General features: G+C 72.2%; 11 protein-coding genes and 1 pseudogene. 5 read left to right on the top strand and 7 right to left on the bottom strand.

Features of this window, described 5'->3' with window-relative positions:
• Positions 1-19 precede the first annotated feature (19 nt).
• The 3 genes and pseudogenes from FHS37_RS24780 to FHS37_RS39825 all read right to left on the bottom strand — a co-directional run.
• Positions 20-1,426: an APC family permease gene (locus tag FHS37_RS24780; protein ID WP_184824994.1), complete on the bottom strand. Its 1,407-nt coding sequence runs from the start codon at positions 1,424-1,426 to the stop codon at positions 20-22.
• Between the two features lie 303 nt (positions 1,427-1,729).
• On the bottom strand, positions 1,730-3,232 hold the full coding sequence (gene mmsA / locus FHS37_RS24785) for a CoA-acylating methylmalonate-semialdehyde dehydrogenase (protein WP_184824996.1): 1,503 nt from the start codon (positions 3,230-3,232) through the stop codon (positions 1,730-1,732).
• Positions 3,233-3,426: 194 nt separating this feature from the next.
• Positions 3,427-3,549, bottom strand: a pseudogene (locus tag FHS37_RS39825) (5-deoxy-glucuronate isomerase); the annotation flags it as partial.
• Between the two features lie 363 nt (positions 3,550-3,912).
• On the opposite strand from FHS37_RS39825, the gene FHS37_RS24790 reads away from it, so the two are divergent.
• Both FHS37_RS24790 and FHS37_RS24795 read left to right on the top strand, forming a co-directional pair.
• Positions 3,913-4,113 (top strand): helix-turn-helix transcriptional regulator, encoded by a 201-nt coding sequence (locus FHS37_RS24790; RefSeq protein ID WP_184824998.1) that lies wholly within the window; start codon positions 3,913-3,915, stop codon positions 4,111-4,113.
• Between the two features lie 70 nt (positions 4,114-4,183).
• Complete coding sequence (locus FHS37_RS24795) at positions 4,184-4,747, top strand: GNAT family N-acetyltransferase (protein WP_184825000.1); 564 nt, start codon at positions 4,184-4,186, stop codon at positions 4,745-4,747.
• On the opposite strand, the gene FHS37_RS24800 is transcribed toward FHS37_RS24795, so the two are convergent.
• Positions 4,728-5,771 (bottom strand): zinc-dependent alcohol dehydrogenase family protein, encoded by a 1,044-nt coding sequence (locus FHS37_RS24800; RefSeq protein ID WP_184825002.1) that lies wholly within the window; start codon positions 5,769-5,771, stop codon positions 4,728-4,730. The genes FHS37_RS24795 and FHS37_RS24800 overlap by 20 nt on opposite strands.
• A gap of 41 nt (positions 5,772-5,812) precedes the next feature.
• Positions 5,813-8,086: an MMPL family transporter gene (locus FHS37_RS24805; RefSeq protein ID WP_184825004.1), complete on the bottom strand. Its 2,274-nt coding sequence runs from the start codon at positions 8,084-8,086 to the stop codon at positions 5,813-5,815.
• 194 nt (positions 8,087-8,280) lie between these two features.
• Between FHS37_RS24805 and FHS37_RS24810 the strand changes: the two genes are divergently transcribed.
• From FHS37_RS24810 to FHS37_RS24820, 3 genes are all read left to right on the top strand, one after another.
• Positions 8,281-8,928 carry a TetR/AcrR family transcriptional regulator gene (locus FHS37_RS24810; RefSeq protein ID WP_184825006.1) on the top strand — a complete coding sequence of 216 codons (648 nt, stop codon included), beginning with the start codon at positions 8,281-8,283 and terminating at the stop codon, positions 8,926-8,928.
• A 96-nt stretch (positions 8,929-9,024) separates the two neighbouring features.
• Positions 9,025-9,264, top strand: a complete 240-nt coding sequence (locus FHS37_RS24815; RefSeq protein WP_184825008.1) for a heavy-metal-associated domain-containing protein — start codon at positions 9,025-9,027, stop codon at positions 9,262-9,264.
• A gap of 122 nt (positions 9,265-9,386) precedes the next feature.
• Positions 9,387-11,651 (top strand): heavy metal translocating P-type ATPase, encoded by a 2,265-nt coding sequence (locus FHS37_RS24820; RefSeq protein WP_184825010.1) that lies wholly within the window; start codon positions 9,387-9,389, stop codon positions 11,649-11,651.
• 626 nt (positions 11,652-12,277) lie between these two features.
• On the opposite strand, the gene FHS37_RS24825 is transcribed toward FHS37_RS24820, so the two are convergent.
• Both FHS37_RS24825 and recD2 read right to left on the bottom strand, forming a co-directional pair.
• Positions 12,278-13,567: a citrate synthase gene (locus FHS37_RS24825; protein ID WP_184825012.1), complete on the bottom strand. Its 1,290-nt coding sequence runs from the start codon at positions 13,565-13,567 to the stop codon at positions 12,278-12,280.
• Positions 13,568-13,745: 178 nt separating this feature from the next.
• Positions 13,746-16,097: an SF1B family DNA helicase RecD2 gene (gene recD2, locus FHS37_RS24830; protein WP_184825014.1), complete on the bottom strand. Its 2,352-nt coding sequence runs from the start codon at positions 16,095-16,097 to the stop codon at positions 13,746-13,748.
• Between the last annotated feature and the right edge of the window lie 33 nt (positions 16,098-16,130).

Here is a 16,130-nt window from a genome sequence, read left to right on the forward strand (position 1 = left end):
GTCCGTGGTACGGCGGCGCCTACGACCGCGCGTCCTCCGGCAGGGTCACCAGCCAGCGGGTGGTGGCGCGGGGGCGGAGGTAGAGGGCCCAGTAGAGGGTGGCGACCGCGGTGATGCCGCCGGTCCACAGCAGGTGCTCCGGCTCCTGCTGGGTGAGGACGTAGCCCAGGACCACGATCAGCAGGGCCGGTACGGCGGGCCACAGCGGCATGCGCCAGGCGCGGGCGTGGCGGTGGGCGCCGCGGCGGGAGAGCAGGGCGGCGGCGGCGACGAGCAGGTACATGCCGGTGACGGAGACGCCCGTGACCCCGTACAGGGTGTCCAGGTTCACGAAGCACAGGACCGCGCCGGGGACGCCGACCGCGAGGGTGGCGACCCAGGGGGAGCCGAAGCGGCCGAGCCGGGAGAAGACGGCGTTCACCGGCTCCGGCCAGGCCTTGTCGCGGGCGGAGGCGAACAGGACGCGCGAGTTCTGGATGACCATGACGATGCCGGCGTTGACGATCGCGAGCGCCACGCAGAGGCTGACGAAGGTGCCGACGGCGGAGTTGGACCAGGCGGTGACCATGGCGGAGATGTCGCCGCCGGTCAGCGCGGCGAGGTCGGAGGCGCCCAGGGTGATGGCGACGACCGGGACCAGGATGATGACGGCGGAGATGCCGAGGGTGGCCAGCACCGTGCGGGCGACGTTGCGGCGCGGGTTCTCCAGTTCCTCGGAGAGGTAGACGGCCGTGGAGAAGCCCTGGGTGATGAACAGGGCGATGGCGAGCCCGGAGACGACCAGCAGGGCGGTCACGGCGTCCGGGCGGCCGTCGGCGCCGGCGACCTCCATGGAGGCGAGGCTGTCGAGGCCGCGCTCGCCGTGGGCGAAGCCCAGCACCGCCACCACGGCCGCCGCGATGACCTCCAGGACCAGGAAGACGCCGGTGATCCAGGCGTTGGCGCGCAGGTCCAGCAGGCCGGCGAGGGTGGCGAGCAGCATGACGGCGGCGCCGGTCCAGGACGGGTCGAGGTGGGCGATGGGGGCGAGGTAGTCGGCCGTGCCCATCGCGATCACCGGCGGGACGATCATCACCACCAGCAGGGACAGCACGAAGACCAGCCAGCCCGCCAGCCGGCCGGCGAGCGTGGAGACCATCGCGTACTCGCCGCCCGCGCTGGGGACGAGGGTGCCCAGCTCCGAGTAGCAGAACGCCACGGCGACGCAGAGCAGCGAGCCGACGGCGATGGTGAGGGCGGTGGCGGTGCCCAGGGAGCCGAACAGGTCGGGGACGACCACGAACAGCGTCGAGGCCGGCGTCACGCACGAGAGGGTGAGGAGGGTGCCGCCGACGACCCCGATGGACCGTTTGAGCTTCCGGGGACTGTCCGGGTCCGCCGGGGCCGGGGGGACGGCGGTCTCGGCGGGGCGGAGCGTGTCGGTCATGCGGTGGTTCCGATCGACTCGTGCGACAAGAGGTGACGGCCGGGAGCGCTATCGCCTCCGGCGGATCAGGTCGTACGTCGTGTGTCCGCTCCCGGTTGCGCAGAATGGAATCCGACGGAAACCGTGACGTCAATGGGTCTTTGCCTACGGAATTCGTTGCTCGCAAGCCTTGTTCATGACCATCAGGACACAACAGGGCGCTGAGGAAGCGGCTTTGTCTTCCTGCGGTAACCGCAGGGGGGACCCGCAAAAAAAGGGGGCCGTCCGCATAACGGACGGCCCCCTGAGGGAGTTCGGTGACGCTCAGTGGTTGCGCGGGAAGCCCAGGTCGACGCCGGCCGGGGCGTCCGCCGGGTCGGGCCAGCGGGTGGTGACGACCTTGCCGCGGGTGTAGAAGTGCGTGCCGTCGTTGCCGTAGACGTGGTGGTCGCCGAAGAGGGAGTCCTTCCAGCCGCCGAAGGAGTGGTAGCCGACGGGGACCGGGATCGGGACGTTCACGCCGACCATGCCGGCCTCGACCTCCAGCTGGAAGCGGCGGGCGGCGCCGCCGTCCCGGGTGAAGATCGCGGTGCCGTTGCCGAACGGCGAGGCGTTGACGATGTCCAGGGCCTCCTCGTACGTCTCGGTGCGCAGCACGCACAGCACCGGGCCGAAGATCTCGTCCTGGTAGGCCTTGGCGGTCGTCGGCACCCTGTCGAGCAGGGAGAGGCCGATCCAGTGGCCGTCCTCGTACCCCTCGACGGTGTGGCCGGTGCCGTCCAGGACGACCTCGCAGCCCTCGTCCGCCGCGCCCCGCACGTAGGAGGCGACCTTGTCGCGGTGGGCCTTGGTGATCAGCGGGCCCATCTCGGACGTCGGGTCGTCGCCGGGGCCGATCTTGATCTTCTCGGCGCGCTCGCGGATCTTCTCCACCAGCTCGTCGCCGATCGCGCCGACGGCGACCACCGCGGAGATCGCCATGCAGCGCTCGCCCGCCGAGCCGTAGGCGGCGGAGACGGCCGCGTCGGCCGCCGCGTCCAGGTCGGCGTCCGGGAGGACCAGCATGTGGTTCTTGGCGCCGCCGAGGGCCTGGACGCGCTTGCCGTTGGCGGAGGCGGTGGTGTGGATGTGGCGGGCGATCGGGGTGGAGCCGACGAAGGAGACGGCCTTGACGTCGGGGTGCTCCAGGAGGCGGTCGACGGCCACCTTGTCGCCGTGCACGACGTTGAACACGCCGTCGGGCAGCCCGGCCTCGGCCAGCAGCTCGGCGAGGCGCACCGAGGCCGACGGGTCCTTCTCGCTCGGCTTCAGCACGAAGGTGTTGCCGCAGGCGATGGCGAGGGGGAACATCCACATCGGCACCATGGCCGGGAAGTTGAACGGCGTGATGCCCGCGACCACGCCGAGCGGCTGGCGGACGGACGCCACGTCGACGCGGCTGGCCACCTGGGTGGACAGCTCGCCCTTCAGCTGCACGTTGATGCCGCAGGCCAGGTCGACGATCTCCAGGCCGCGCGCGACCTCGCCGAGGGCGTCGGAGTGCACCTTGCCGTGCTCGGCGGTGATCAGCCCGGCGATCTCGTCGCGGTGCGCGTCGAGCAGCGCGCGGAACCTGAAGAGGATCGAGGTGCGCTGGGCCAGGGAGGACTGGCCCCAGGACGCGTACGCCTCCTTGGCGGCGGCGACCGCGGCGTCCACCTCCTCGACGGAGGCGAACGCGACCTTCGTGGTGACCTCGCCGGTCGCCGGGTTCGTCACCGGACCGTAGGTACCCGAGGCGCCTTCGGCGGTCTTCCCGCCGATCCAGTGGTTGACGATCTTCGTCATGACCGAGAGCTCCTTCTGAAGATGGCGGCGACGGGTGGGGACGTGCCGTTCGTACAGCTCGTGCGCCGTGACCGCGACGGCCGTGCCACGGTCCCGGCCACGGACACATCCCACCAGGCCCGGGCCTCCGGGCGCGCCCGACACAGTGTCGGTCGTTTCGGTCTCCGCGTAGACACATGCGGGAGTGGCGGGGACGGGACCTCCGGCGCGGGGCCGTAGCGGGCGGGGAGTCGTCGCTCGCACTTCGCTCCTGCCAAAGCAAAGCGGCCTCCCGCGCCGGAGGCGATCTGGGCCGGGACGTTCCGGGGCGCGTACACGACATCACCGATCAACACGAAACGCACCTCCGCCCGGGAGCCGACACGCTCCTTTCCGTACGGACCGCGCGAACCACACGGCTCTCCCCGGTTCTAGCCCGGACGTGAAACCCTGTCAATGTTTTGTCCGGACATACGGACCAGATTATGGTGCCGCCGTCCCGGCGGTGTCACAAACACCCCGGTTCCGTCACGCGTGTCACGGGTGGACGGGCCTTCCGTCACAGCCGCGCACATCCCCCGCCCCGCTCCCGTCCGGCGTCGTTCACCGGGCACGACGCTTGTGATCGCCGGCGCGGCACCCGGCTCCCCCTGACGGCCACCCCCGGCCGTCGCCGCGGTGCGCGCGAGGAGGTGCGACCCATGACCGACCGACGGCTGTGGTCCTACAAGGACATCGCGGCGCACATCAGGGTGCAGCCGGACACCGTGCGCTCCTACCGCAAGCACGGCCTGTTGCCCCCGCCGGACCACGTCGAGGGCGGCAGGCCCTACTGGTACGCGGACACGGTCCGGGCCTGGGTGGCCTCCCGGCCCGGCAACCGGGGCCGCGGGGGCGGCTGACCCCCGGGTCCCGGCGGACCCCCTGGAAAAACGGCTGTGCCCCACCGCCCGGGTGGGGCACAGTGCGGCCATGGACTTCGCCGACAAACCCACCCTCATCGGGGACCGGACCGTGCTGCGCCCCTTCACGGAGGCCGACGCCGACACGATGGGGAAGATCATCCAGGACCCGGAGGTCGTCCGCTTCACCTTCGACCCCTCCGTCGTCATCACCCCGGAGTCGCTGCGCTCCTGGTACGGCTCCCGGTCCGCGCAGCCCGACCGGCTCGACCTCGCCGTCACCGACCGGGCCACCGGGGAGCTCGTCGGCGAGGTCGTCCTCAACGAGTGGGACCCGGACGCGCGCAGCTGCACCTTCCGCACCCTCATCGGGCCGCGCGGCCGCGGCCGGGGGCTGGGCACCGAGGCCACCCGGCTCATCGTCGGCCACGGCTTCGAGCGCCTCGGGCTGCGCCGCATCCAGCTGGAGGCCTACGGCGACAACCCGCGCGCCCTGCACGTCTACGAGAAGATCGGCTTCGTGGTCGAGGGCGTCCGGCGGGAGGCCGCGTTCCGGGACGGGAAGTGGACCGACGAGGTGCTCATGGCGATCCTCGACCGGGAGTGGGCCGCCCTCAGCGCCACGGCTCGATGACCGTCACGCCCGCGCCGGGGGCCGTGCCCAGGGCCGTCAGGGCCGCCGGGGCCGCGTCCAGGCCGATGGTCCGCGTCACCAGGAGGTCGGGGCGGACCGCGCCCGCACGGACCAGGTCCAGCATCGGCGGGTAGGCGTGCGCGGCCATGCCGTGGCTGCCGAGGAGCTCGAGTTCGAGGGCGATGGCGCGGGCCATCGGGACCGGGGTGGTGCCCGTGGGCGAGGGCAGCAGGCCGACCTGGACGTGGCGGCCCCGGCGGCGCAGGCCGTCCACGGAGGCGGCGCAGGTGGCGGGTGAGCCGAGGGCGTCCAGGGAGAGGTGGGCGCCGCCGCCGGTGAGGTCGCGGACGGCCGCCGCCGTGTCCCGCGCCGCCGCCGCGTCCACGCACTCCGCCGCGCCGAACGTCCGGGCCAGGTCCAGGGCCTGCGGGGACACGTCCACCGCGACGACCCGCGCGCCGGACGCCGCCGCGATCATCACCGCGGACAGGCCCACCCCGCCGCAGCCGTGCACCGCCACCCACTCCCCCGCCGCCACCCGGCCCTGCTGCACGACCGCGCGGTAGGCGGTGGCGAAGCGGCAGCCGAGGGAGGCGGCCGTCGCGAAGGACAGGTCCTCCGGGACGGCGACCAGGTTCACGTCGGCGTGGTCCAGCGCCACGTACTGGGCGAAGGAGCCCCAGTGGGTGAAGCCGGGCTGGGTCTGCCGCTCGCACACCTGCTGGTCGCCGGCCGCGCAGGCCGGGCAGCCGCCGCAGGCGCAGACGAACGGGACGGTGACCCGGTCGCCGGGGCGCCACCGGGTGACCCGCGCGCCGACCGCCTCGACGGTGCCGGCGAGTTCGTGGCCGGGGACGTGCGGCAGCGTGATGTCCGGGTCGTGGCCCTGCCAGCCGTGCCAGTCGCTGCGGCACAGGCCGGTGGCCTCGACGCGGACCACGACTCCGTGCTCCGCGGCTTCCGGGTCCGCGACCTCCCGTACCTCGGCCGGTTCCCCGTACCGCTCGAACACCACCGCCCGCATGGCCGGTTCCTCTCCCTGCGCCCACCGCTGTCGGCGGAACGCTATCCCCGGGCCTCCGCCTTGTCGCGGGCGGCCTCGTCCGCGGCGGCCTCCCCGGCCGCGACGGCCTCCCCGGCCACGGCGGAGTCCTCGGTTCCAGCGGTCTGGCCCGCCCCGCGCACGGACTCCCCCTCGCTCAGCCCGAACCGCTCGTGGAACCGCCGGAGCGGGCCCGGCGCCCACCAGGTCGCGCGGCCGGTGAGGCGCATGACCGAGGGGACCAGGAGGCTGCGGACGATCATCGCGTCCATCAGCACCGCCAGCGCGATGCCCAGACCCAGCATCTTGGTGTTGGTGACGCGCGAGGTGCCGATCGCCACCATGACCACCGCCAGGATGACCGCCGCCGCGGTGATCAGCCCGCCCGTGCGCCGCACCCCGTGCCGGACCGCCTGCTCGTGGTCGCCGGTGTGATCGTACTCCTCCTTGATGCGGGAGAGCAGGAACACGCCGTAGTCCATGGAGAGGCCGAAGGCCACGCAGAACATCAGGACCGGGAGGGTCGTCTCGATGGAGCCGGGACTGGTGAAGCCGAGCAGGCCGGAGAGGTGGCCGTCCTGGAAGACCCAGACCACGGCGCCGAACATCGCGGTCAGGCTGAGGGCGTTGAGCACCACCGCCTGGACCGGTATCAGCACGCTGCCGGTGAGCAGGAACACCAGGAGCAGGGTGACGATCACGATGAAGACGGCCGCCGCGGGGAGGCGTTCGCCGATGGCGTCCTTGGAGTCGACCAGCACGGCCGCCGCGCCCGTCACCTCGGTGTCGAAGGGGGCGTCCACCGCACGGAGGTCGTCCACCAGGCGCTGGGCGGGTTCGTCGACGGCCTCACCCCTGGGCAGCACCGTGAAGTAGGCGGTGTCGCCCTTCACCACCGGCCCGTCGACCCGCACCACCTCGGGCAGGCCGGCGACGCGCTCCTCGTAGGCGGCGTACTGCGCCCGGGTCGCGCGCCCCTCGGCGAGCACCTCGAGGCCGCCGCCGGGGCTGCCCGGGAAGCCGTCGCGGATGTGCTGCTGCACCACGCGCGACTCGGCGGTGGAGGGCAGCTGGCGGTCGTCCGCCGTACCGAACCTCACGCCCAGGAAGGGCAGACCGAGCAGGACCAGCACGGCCGTGGTGCCCAGGGCGAAGGACGGGGCGCGGCGCATCACCAGCGCCGCCGTGCGTCCCCAGCCGGCACCCTCCTCGGCGGCGGGCCGCGCGGGCCGGCCGCGGCGGAACGGGCGCCGCAGGTCGAGGGAGTTCACCCGGTGGCCGAGGAGCACCAGCGCGGCCGGGAGCAGGATCAGCGCGGCCGCCGCGGCCAGCAGCACCACGGCGATCCCCGCGTAGGCGAAGGACCGCAGGAAGTACTGCGGGAAGAGCAGCATCGCCGCCAGGGACACCGCGACCGTGAGGGCGGAGAACAGCACGGTGCGGCCGGCCGTGCGCAGCGTGGTGCCGACGGCCGTCCGGGGGTCGGCGCCGGTGGACAGTTCCTCGCGGAAGCGGCGGACGAGGAAGAGCGCGTAGTCGATCGCCAGGCCGAGCCCGAGGGCGGTGGTGAGGTTCATCGCGAAGACCGAGACGTCGGTGAACTCGGTGAGTCCGCGCAGGACGGCGTTGGTGCCGAGGATCGCGACGATGCCGATGCCGAGCGGCAGCAGGGCCGCCACGGCGCTGCCGAAGACCATCACCAGCAGGACGAGGGTGACCGGCAGGGCGATCAGCTCGGCCCGCAGCAGGTCCTCCTGGATGATCGTCTGCATCTCGTGCCGCACGGCGACCGGGCCGCCGACACTGACCTCGACCACGCCGTGCTCGCCGCGGAAGGAGGGTGTGATGCGCTCCAGGGTCTGGTTCACGGCCGTCTCGTCGCCCGTGAGGCGGGCGGCGATCAGTGCCTCGTGCCCGTCCTCGGCGCGCAGGGCGGGCGAGCCGGACCGCCAGTAGGAGCCGACGCCGGCGACCCCCCGCTCGGCGGCCAGGCGCTCGGTGAGCCGCCCGGCCTCGGCGGCGACGGCCGGATCGTCCACCGAGGCGTCCCCCGCGTCCACGAGCAGCAGGAGGTTGGGCTGGGAGTCGGGGAACTCGCGCTCGAGCGCCCGGGTCGCGTAGGAGGACTCGGCGTCCGGGTCCTCCCAGCCGCCGCTGCCCATGCGGTCGGCGACCCCGCTGCCGGCCAGCACGGCGAGCACGGTGAGCACGAGGGCCGCCAGCAGGGTGAGCCGTGGCCGGGCGGTGACGAAGCGGGTCCAGCCCCCGGGACGGGGTGGAGTGTTGACTTCGGCCATCCTGCGCTGTCCCCTTCACCGTGGACCGTGCCTCCTGCCCGCGCGCCCCGGGTCCGTGTTCCGGGGCGCGCGGGCAGGAGGCACGGCTGTGCCGTTGCCATAGACTGGCAAACACGAGAGATCGCTCGCGTTCCACCAGAATGTGAGCGACCGCTCGCGTTTGTCAATCGCGTGCCGAGAGCTGGGGATGACGCGTGCCCGAGAAGACAGGGAAACCCGGGAAGCAGCAGGCGGCCGACGAGCGACCCGTCCGCCGGCAGGCGCGCGGCGAGCGCCGCATCACCCAGCTGCTCGAGGCGGCCGCCTCCGTCTTCTGCTCGACCGGCTACACGGCCGCCAGCACCAACGCCATAGCCCGCGAGGCGGGCGTCTCGCCGGGCACGCTGTACCAGTTCTTCCCCAACAAGGAAGCGATCGCGATCGAGCTCGGCAGCCGGCTGATGCACGAGATGCGGGAGACCTACGGCGAGGCCCTCGCCCCGATCGACCCCACCACCCCTCTCGAGGACGCCGTCGCGGCGGCCGTCGACCGGTTCATCGACTTCAACTGCCGCCACCCGGTCTTCTTCACCCTGATGCACGGCCCGGACATCCCCGGCCGCATGGCCGAGGAGCACGACGCGCTGCACGCCACCCTGATCGCCCGGGTCGAGGCACTCCTCACCCCGTTCCTGCCGGACACGCCGCCCGCCGACGTGCGCCGCACCGCCCAGGTGTGCGTGGGGATCTACAAGGCCGGCCTGGAACTGGTCCTCGCCCACGAGGGCGCCGAGCGCGAGGCGTACGTCCGGGAGCTGAAGAACGTCCTCTTCCGCTACCTCGACCCGCTGGTCGTGGATTAATACCCCCTAGGGGTATAATCTGGTATGCATGGCCCCTGGCACCCCCGAGGGCCCCTCGACCCCCTACGCCTCGACGCCTCGATGAGGAGCAACGCCATGACTTCCCCGACCGACACCCAGGGTTCCGTCACCACCGTCTACAAGGTGAGCGGGATGAGCTGCGGCCACTGCGAGGGCGCCGTCTCCGGCGAGATCTCCGAGATCCCCGGTGTCAGCTCGGTGAAGGCGATCGCCTCCACCGGCGAGGTGACCGTCGTCTCCGCGGCCCCGCTCGACGAGGCGGCGGTACGCGCCGCCGTGGACGAGGCCGGATTTGAACTCGTCGGCGAGGCCTGAGACCGGACCGGGGCACCGTACGGCGGGCACCGGGCCGTGCCGGCCACCCGGCCCTCGCGGTCCGGCACGCCGCCGGCCCGGAGCCCCGAGTCCCGGACACCACCTTCCCCGGAGCGACGGACGTGACCAGCACCACCACCGCCACTGAGGCCCCGGCCGGCGGACAGCCGGCGGACCCGGAGGTCGAGCTGCTCATCGGCGGGATGACCTGCGCCTCCTGCGCGGCCCGCGTCGAGAAGAAGCTCAACCGCATGGACGGCGTCACCGCCACGGTGAACTACGCGACGGAGAAGGCCCGGATCACCTACCCGCCGGGCGTCGAGGTCGCCGACCTGATCGCCACCGTGGTGAAGACCGGCTACACCGCCGAGGAGCCCGCGCCCCCGGCGGAGGAACCACCCGCCCCGCAGGGCGGGCCGCCCGCCGCGCAGGAGGACGCCGAGTCGGCCGCCCTGCGCCGGCGCCTGTCCGTCTCCGCGCTCCTCGCCCTCCCCGTCGTCCTGCTGGCCATGGTCCCGCCCCTGCAGTTCGACAACTGGCAGTGGCTCTCGCTCACCCTCGCCGCGCCCGTCGTGGTCTGGGGCGCGCTGCCCTTCCACCGGGCCGCCTGGACCAACCTCCGGCACGGCGCGGCCACCATGGACACGCTGGTCTCCGTCGGCACGCTCGCCGCGTTCGGCTGGTCCCTGTGGGCGCTGTTCCTCGGGGACGCGGGGATGCCCGGGATGCGGCACCCCTTCGACCTCACCGTCTCGCGCACCGACGGCGCCTCCACCGTCTACCTCGAGGTCGCCGCCGGCGTCACCGCCTTCCTCCTGCTCGGCCGCTACCTGGAGGCCCGCTCCAAGCGGCGCGCGGGAGCGGCCCTGCGGGCGCTGACGGAGCTGGGCGCCAAGGACGTGGCCGTCCTGCGCGACGGGCGCGAGGTGCGGGTCCCGGCCCAGCGGCTCGGGGTCGGCGACCGGTTCGTCGTACGGCCCGGGGAGAGGATCGCCACCGACGGCACGGTGGTGGAGGGCTCCTCCGCCGTGGACGCGTCCATGCTGACCGGCGAGTCCGTCCCCGTGGACGTCACCGTCGGCGACACCGTCACCGGCGCCACGGTCAACGCGGGCGGCCGTCTGGTCGTCGAGGCCACCCGGGTCGGCGCCGACACCCGGCTCGCGCGGATGGCGAAGCTGGTCGAGGACGCGCAGAACGGCAAGGCCCGGGTGCAGCGGCTGGCCGACCGCGTCTCCGCCGTCTTCGTCCCCGTGGTGCTGCTGATCGCGGTCGGCACCTTCGGGGTGTGGCTCGGCTCCACGGGCGACACCGTGGCCGCGTTCACCGCGGCCGTCGCCGTCCTGATCATCGCCTGCCCCTGCGCCCTCGGACTCGCCACCCCGACCGCGCTGATGGTCGGCACCGGACGCGGCGCCCAGCTCGGCATCCTCATCAAGGGCCCGGAGGTCCTGGAGTCCACCCGCCGCGTCGACACCGTCGTCCTGGACAAGACCGGCACCGTCACCACCGGACGCATGACCCTGCAGGAGGTGTACGTCGCCGGGGGCGCCGACGAGAAGCAGGTGCTGCGCCTCGCCGGCGCGCTGGAGCACGCCTCCGAGCACCCGATCGCCCGGGCGGTCGCCGCCGGCGCGGAGGAACGCGCCGGGGCGCTGCCGGCCGTCGAGTCCTTCGAGAACGTCCCCGGCCGGGGCGTGCGCGGGCGCGTGGAGGGCCACGAGGTGGCCGTGGGGCGGCTCTTCGCGGACCTGCCGCCGGAGCTGGCCCGGGCGGTGGAGGAGGCCGAGGGCGGCGGGCGCACGGCCGTCGTGGTCGGCTGGGACGGGGCGGCGCGCGGTGTCCTCGCCGTCGCCGACACGGTCAAGGAGACCAGCGCCGAGGCGGTGCGCGAGCTGCGCGCACTGGGGCTCGCCCCGGTGCTGCTGACCGGGGACAACCGGGCGGTGGCCCGGGCGGTGGCCCGGGCCGTGGGCGTCGACGAGGTGATCGCCGAGGTGCTGCCCGAGGACAAGGCCGACGTCGTACGGCGGCTGCAGGCCGAGGGGCGCGTCGTCGCCATGGTGGGTGACGGCGTCAACGACGCGGCCGCGCTCGCCGTCGCCGATCTGGGTCTCGCCCTGGGCACCGGCACGGACGCGGCGATCGAGGCGGGCGACCTGACCCTGGTGCGCGGTGATCTGCGGGCGGCCGCGGACGCGATCCGGCTGTCCCGCCGGACCCTCGCCACGATCAAGGGCAACCTCGTGTGGGCCTTCGGCTACAACGTCGCCGCGCTGCCGCTGGCCGCGGCCGGGCTGCTGAACCCGATGATCGCCGGGGCGGCGATGGCGTTCTCCTCGGTCTTCGTGGTGACGAACAGCCTGCGGCTGCGGTCATTTCATTGAGGTCTCAAGTTGGGACGTACCCCTGGAGTCCGGTACGCCCCTCACATAAGCTCTTCACAAGGCTCGCGCATCATCCTTACGCTTGAGTCCCGTGAGTGGCATCTGGGCTCTTGCGCACTTAACGGACATATGCAAGAGACGCAGATCACAGTGATCTGAACGTAACCATCGAAGGGGTTCGAAGGTCTAAGTTGGCGATGTCGGGCAGCGTCTTGGGGGGCGCTTCCTGGCATCTGGGGATGTCTTGGGGGACTTTCCCAGAGATTGCGTTGCCGGGGCATGTACCCGCCGGGGAGCTTTGAGCGGCCCTCCCGAACGTGTGCTGTCCCGGCAGACCGCACACCGTCGTGGGCGGCGGGGGCTACCCGTACGCGCTCACACAGCGATTCAGGCGCTGTCCTCACAGACGCCCGGCCGGATCCCGTGGGGGGAATCCGCACCGGGACATGGGAAGGCGCCCTGGTCGTCGGCCCGTGGGGGGACCGGCAGCCGGGGCGCCTTCCGCTTCTTCGGCCTTCTTCCGGCCCTCCGGTCCTCTCCGGCCCTTCCGCCTTCCCGCCCATGCGGAAGGCCCCGCACACGACCTGCGTGCACGGGGCCCGGCGATGCGGCTCGCGGCGCTGGGGTCAGCGCTCCTCGACCGGGACGAAGTCGCGCTCGACCACACCCGTGTAGATCTGGCGCGGGCGGCCGATGCGGGAACCCGGCTCCTTGATCATCTCGTGCCACTGGGCGATCCAGCCCGGAAGGCGGCCGAGGGCGAACAGGACCGTGAACATCTCGGTCGGGAAGCCCATGGCCCGGTAGATCAGACCGGTGTAGAAGTCGACGTTCGGGTAGAGGCTGCGCGAGACGAAGTAGTCGTCGGAGAGCGCGTGCTCCTCCAGCTTCAGCGCGATGTCCAGCAGCTCGTCGGACTTGCCGAGGGCGGACAGCACCTCGTGCGCGGCGGCCTTGATGATCTTGGCACGCGGGTCGAAGTTCTTGTAGACCCGGTGGCCGAAGCCCATCAGGCGGACGCCGTCCTCCTTGTTCTTCACCTTGCGGATGAAGGAGTCGACGTCGCCGCCGGAGTCGCGGATGCCCTCCAGCATCTCCAGCACCGACTGGTTGGCGCCGCCGTGCAGCGGGCCCCACAGGGCGTTGATGCCGGCGGAGATCGAGGCGAACATGTTCGCCTGCGAGGAGCCGACCAGGCGGACCGTGGAGGTCGAGCAGTTCTGCTCGTGGTCCGCGTGCAGGATCAGCAGCTTGTCCAGCGCGGAGACCACGACCGGGTCGAGCTCGTACTCCTGCGCGGGCACCGAGAAGGTCATGCGCAGGAAGTTCTCGACGTAGCCGAGGTCGTTGCGCGGGTAGACGAACGGGTGGCCGACCGACTTCTTGTACGCGTAGGCCGCGATCGTCGGGAGCTTGGCGAGCAGGCGGATGGTGGAGAGGTTGCGCTGCTGCTCGTCGAACGGGTTGTGGCTGTCCTGGTAGAAGGTGGACAGCGCCGAGACGACCGACGACAGCATGGCCATCGGGTGGGCGTCGCGCGGGAAGCCCTTGTAGAAGTTCTTGACGTCCTCGTGCAGCAGGGTGTGCTGCGTGATGTCGTTCTTGAACGTGGTGAGCTGGTCGACCGTCGGCAGCTCGCCGTTGATCAGCAGGTAGGCGACCTCCAGGAAGGTGGAGCGCTCGGCCAGCTGCTCGATGGGGTAGCCGCGGTACCGGAGGATGCCGGCCTCGCCGTCCAGGTAGGTGATCGCGGATTTGTAGGCGGCGGTGTTGCCGTAGCCGCTGTCCAGCGTCACCAGACCGGTCTGAGCGCGGAGCTTTCCGATGTCGAAGCCCTTGTCACCGACGGTGCTGTCGACCACCGGGTAGGTGTACTCGCCGCCGTCGTACCGCAGTACTACAGAGTTGTCGCTCACGTCTTCCCTCACCGACGTTGTGCCTCATCTTCGAGGTGCCCTGACTGTCTCTACCATCCCCCACTTGGCTCAGGAGAGTGCACTCGGGGTCGACCATCGGGCCTATCGGCGGCACTCAGTGCCGCCAACTTGCCCATCCTGCCCCCTCTGTCCGTCATCCGGAAGGGCTCTGTGACCTTCACGACTCATTTGATCGATCATTTTTTGGTGACGGACCGCTCACAGCGGTGGCCCCGGCCCCGGAGAGGCGTGCGGCGGGGGGACGGGAACCGGAGGGCCGGGGACCGGCGAGGCGGAAGTCCAGGGCCGTGCACCGGCGGCCCGCCGAGACCGTGCGCACCGCCTGCCCGATCGCCTTGCGGGAGCCGACCAGGACGACCAGCCGCTTGGCCCGCGTGACCGCCGTGTACAGCAGGTTGCGCTGGAGCATCATCCAGGCGCCCGTGGTCACCGGGATGACGACCGCCGGGTACTCGCTGCCCTGGGAACGGTGGATGGTCACGGCGTAGGCGTGCGCCAGCTCGTCCAGCTCGTCGAACTCGTACGGCACCTCCTCGTCCTCGTCGGTCAGCACCGTCAGACGCTGCTCGACCGGGTCGAGTGAGGTGACCACGCCCACGGTGCCGTTGAAGACCCCGTTCTCCCCCTTCTCGTAATTGTTGCGGATCTGGGTCACCTTGTCGCCGACGCGGAAGACCCGGCCGCCGAACCGCTTCTCGGCGAGGTCCGGGCGAGCAGGGGTGATGGCCTGCTGGAGCAGTCCGTTCAGGGTGCCCGCGCCGGCCGGGCCCCGGTGCATGGGGGCGAGGACCTGCACGTCCCGGCGCGGGTCCAGGCCGAACTTCGCCGGGATGCGCCGGGCCGCGACGTCCACCGTGAGCCGGCCGGCCTCCTCGGTGTCGTCCTCGACGAAGAGGAAGAAGTCCTTCATGCCGTCGGTGACCGGGGGCCGCCCGGCGTTGATCCGGTGCGCGTTGGTCACCACGCCCGACTGCTGGGCCTGGCGGAACACGCGGGTGAGGCGGACGGCGGGGACGGGGCTGCCGTCGGCGAGCAGGTCGCGGAGCACCTCGCCCGCACCGACGCTGGGCAGCTGGTCGACGTCGCCGACGAAGAGCAGGTGAGCGCCCGGCGGCACCGCCTTGACCAGCTTGTTGGCGAGCAGCAGGTCCAGCATGGAGGCCTCGTCGACCACCACCAGGTCGGCGTCCAGCGGGCGGTCCCGGTCGTAGGCGGCGTCGCCGCCGGGCCTGAGCTCCAGCAGGCGGTGGACGGTGGAGGCCTCGGCACCGGTCAGCTCCGCCAGGCGCTTGGCGGCGCGGCCGGTCGGGGCGGCCAGCACGACCTTCGCCTTCTTCGCGCGGGCCAGCTCCACGATCGAGCGGACCGTGAACGACTTGCCGCAGCCGGGCCCGCCGGTGAGCACGGCGACCTTCTCGGTCAGCGCGAGCCTGACGGCCTCCTCCTGCTCGGGGGCGAGGTCGGCTCCCGTCCGCCCCTTCAGCCAGTCGAGCGCCTTGTCCCAGGCCACGTCACGGAAGCCCGGCATCCGGTCCTCGTCGGAGCGGAGGAGGCGCAGCAGCTGGGCGGAGAGGGACAGCTCGGCGCGGTGGAACGGCACGAGGTAGACGGCGGTGACGGGGTCGCCGCCCTCCGGGTCGGGGACCTTCTCCCGGACGACCCCGGGGTCCTCGCCGTCCCCGGGGTCGGCGGCCAGCTCGGCGAGGCACTCGATGACCAGGCCGGTGTCCACCTGGAGCAGCTTGACCGCGTCGGCGATCAGCTTCTCCTCCGGGAGGTAGCAGTGGCCCTGGTCGGTGGCCTGCGACAGGGCGTACTGCAGGCCCGCCTTCACCCGGTCCGGGCTGTCGTGCGGGATGCCCACCGACCGGGCGATCTTGTCGGCGGTGAGGAAGCCGATGCCCCAGACGTCGGCGGCCAGCCGGTACGGCTGGTTCCTGACGACCGAGATCGAGGCGTCGCCGTACTTCTTGTAGATGCGCACCGCGATGGAGGTGGAGACCTCGACGGTCTGGAGGAAGAGCATGACCTCCTTGATCGCCTTCTGCTCCTCCCAGGCGTCGGCGATCTTCTTGGTGCGCTTGGGGCCGAGGCCGGGGACCTCGATGAGCCGCTCGGGCTCCTCCTCGATGATCTTCAGCGTGTCCAGGCCGAAGTGCTGGGTGATGCGGTCGGCGAAGACCGGTCCGATGCCCTTGACCAGGCCCGAGCCGAGGTAGCGGCGGATGCCCTGGACGGTGGCCGGCAGGACGGTCGTGTAGTTCTCCACGTGGAACTGCTTGCCGTACTGCGGGTGGGAGCCCCAGCGGCCCTCCATCCGCAGGGACTCGCCGACCTGGGCGCCGAGCAGCGCGCCGACGACCGTGAGGAGGTCGCCCGCGCCCCGGCCGGTGTCGACGCGCGCGACCGTGTAGCCGTTCTCCTCGTTGGCGTACGTGATCCGTTCCAGGACGCCTTCGAGCACGGCGAGCCGGCGTTCGCCGGGGGCCGCTGCGGACTGCGTGGTCATGATCCGACGGTACCGGTGGGGTGTGACAGGGGG

This window comes from Streptomyces griseomycini (genome assembly GCF_014203535.1).
Classification (GTDB): domain Bacteria; phylum Actinomycetota; class Actinomycetes; order Streptomycetales; family Streptomycetaceae; genus Streptomyces; species Streptomyces griseomycini.

Bases quoted from the DNA above. Each gene is read 5' to 3' on its own strand.
- recD2 (WP_184825014.1), bottom strand. From the start codon at position 16,097: ATGACCACGCAGTCCGCAGCGGCCCCCGGCGAACGCCGGCTCGCCGTG.
- FHS37_RS24790 (WP_184824998.1), top strand. From the start codon at position 3,913: ATGACCGACCGACGGCTGTGGTCCTACAAGGACATCGCGGCGCACATC.
- FHS37_RS24800 (WP_184825002.1), bottom strand. From the start codon at position 5,771: ATGCGGGCGGTGGTGTTCGAGCGGTACGGGGAACCGGCCGAGGTACGG.
- FHS37_RS24795 (WP_184825000.1), top strand. From the start codon at position 4,184: ATGGACTTCGCCGACAAACCCACCCTCATCGGGGACCGGACCGTGCTG.
- FHS37_RS24780 (WP_184824994.1), bottom strand. From the start codon at position 1,426: ATGACCGACACGCTCCGCCCCGCCGAGACCGCCGTCCCCCCGGCCCCG.
- mmsA (WP_184824996.1), bottom strand. From the start codon at position 3,232: ATGACGAAGATCGTCAACCACTGGATCGGCGGGAAGACCGCCGAAGGC.
- FHS37_RS24805 (WP_184825004.1), bottom strand. From the start codon at position 8,086: ATGGCCGAAGTCAACACTCCACCCCGTCCCGGGGGCTGGACCCGCTTC.
- FHS37_RS24815 (WP_184825008.1), top strand. From the start codon at position 9,025: ATGACTTCCCCGACCGACACCCAGGGTTCCGTCACCACCGTCTACAAG.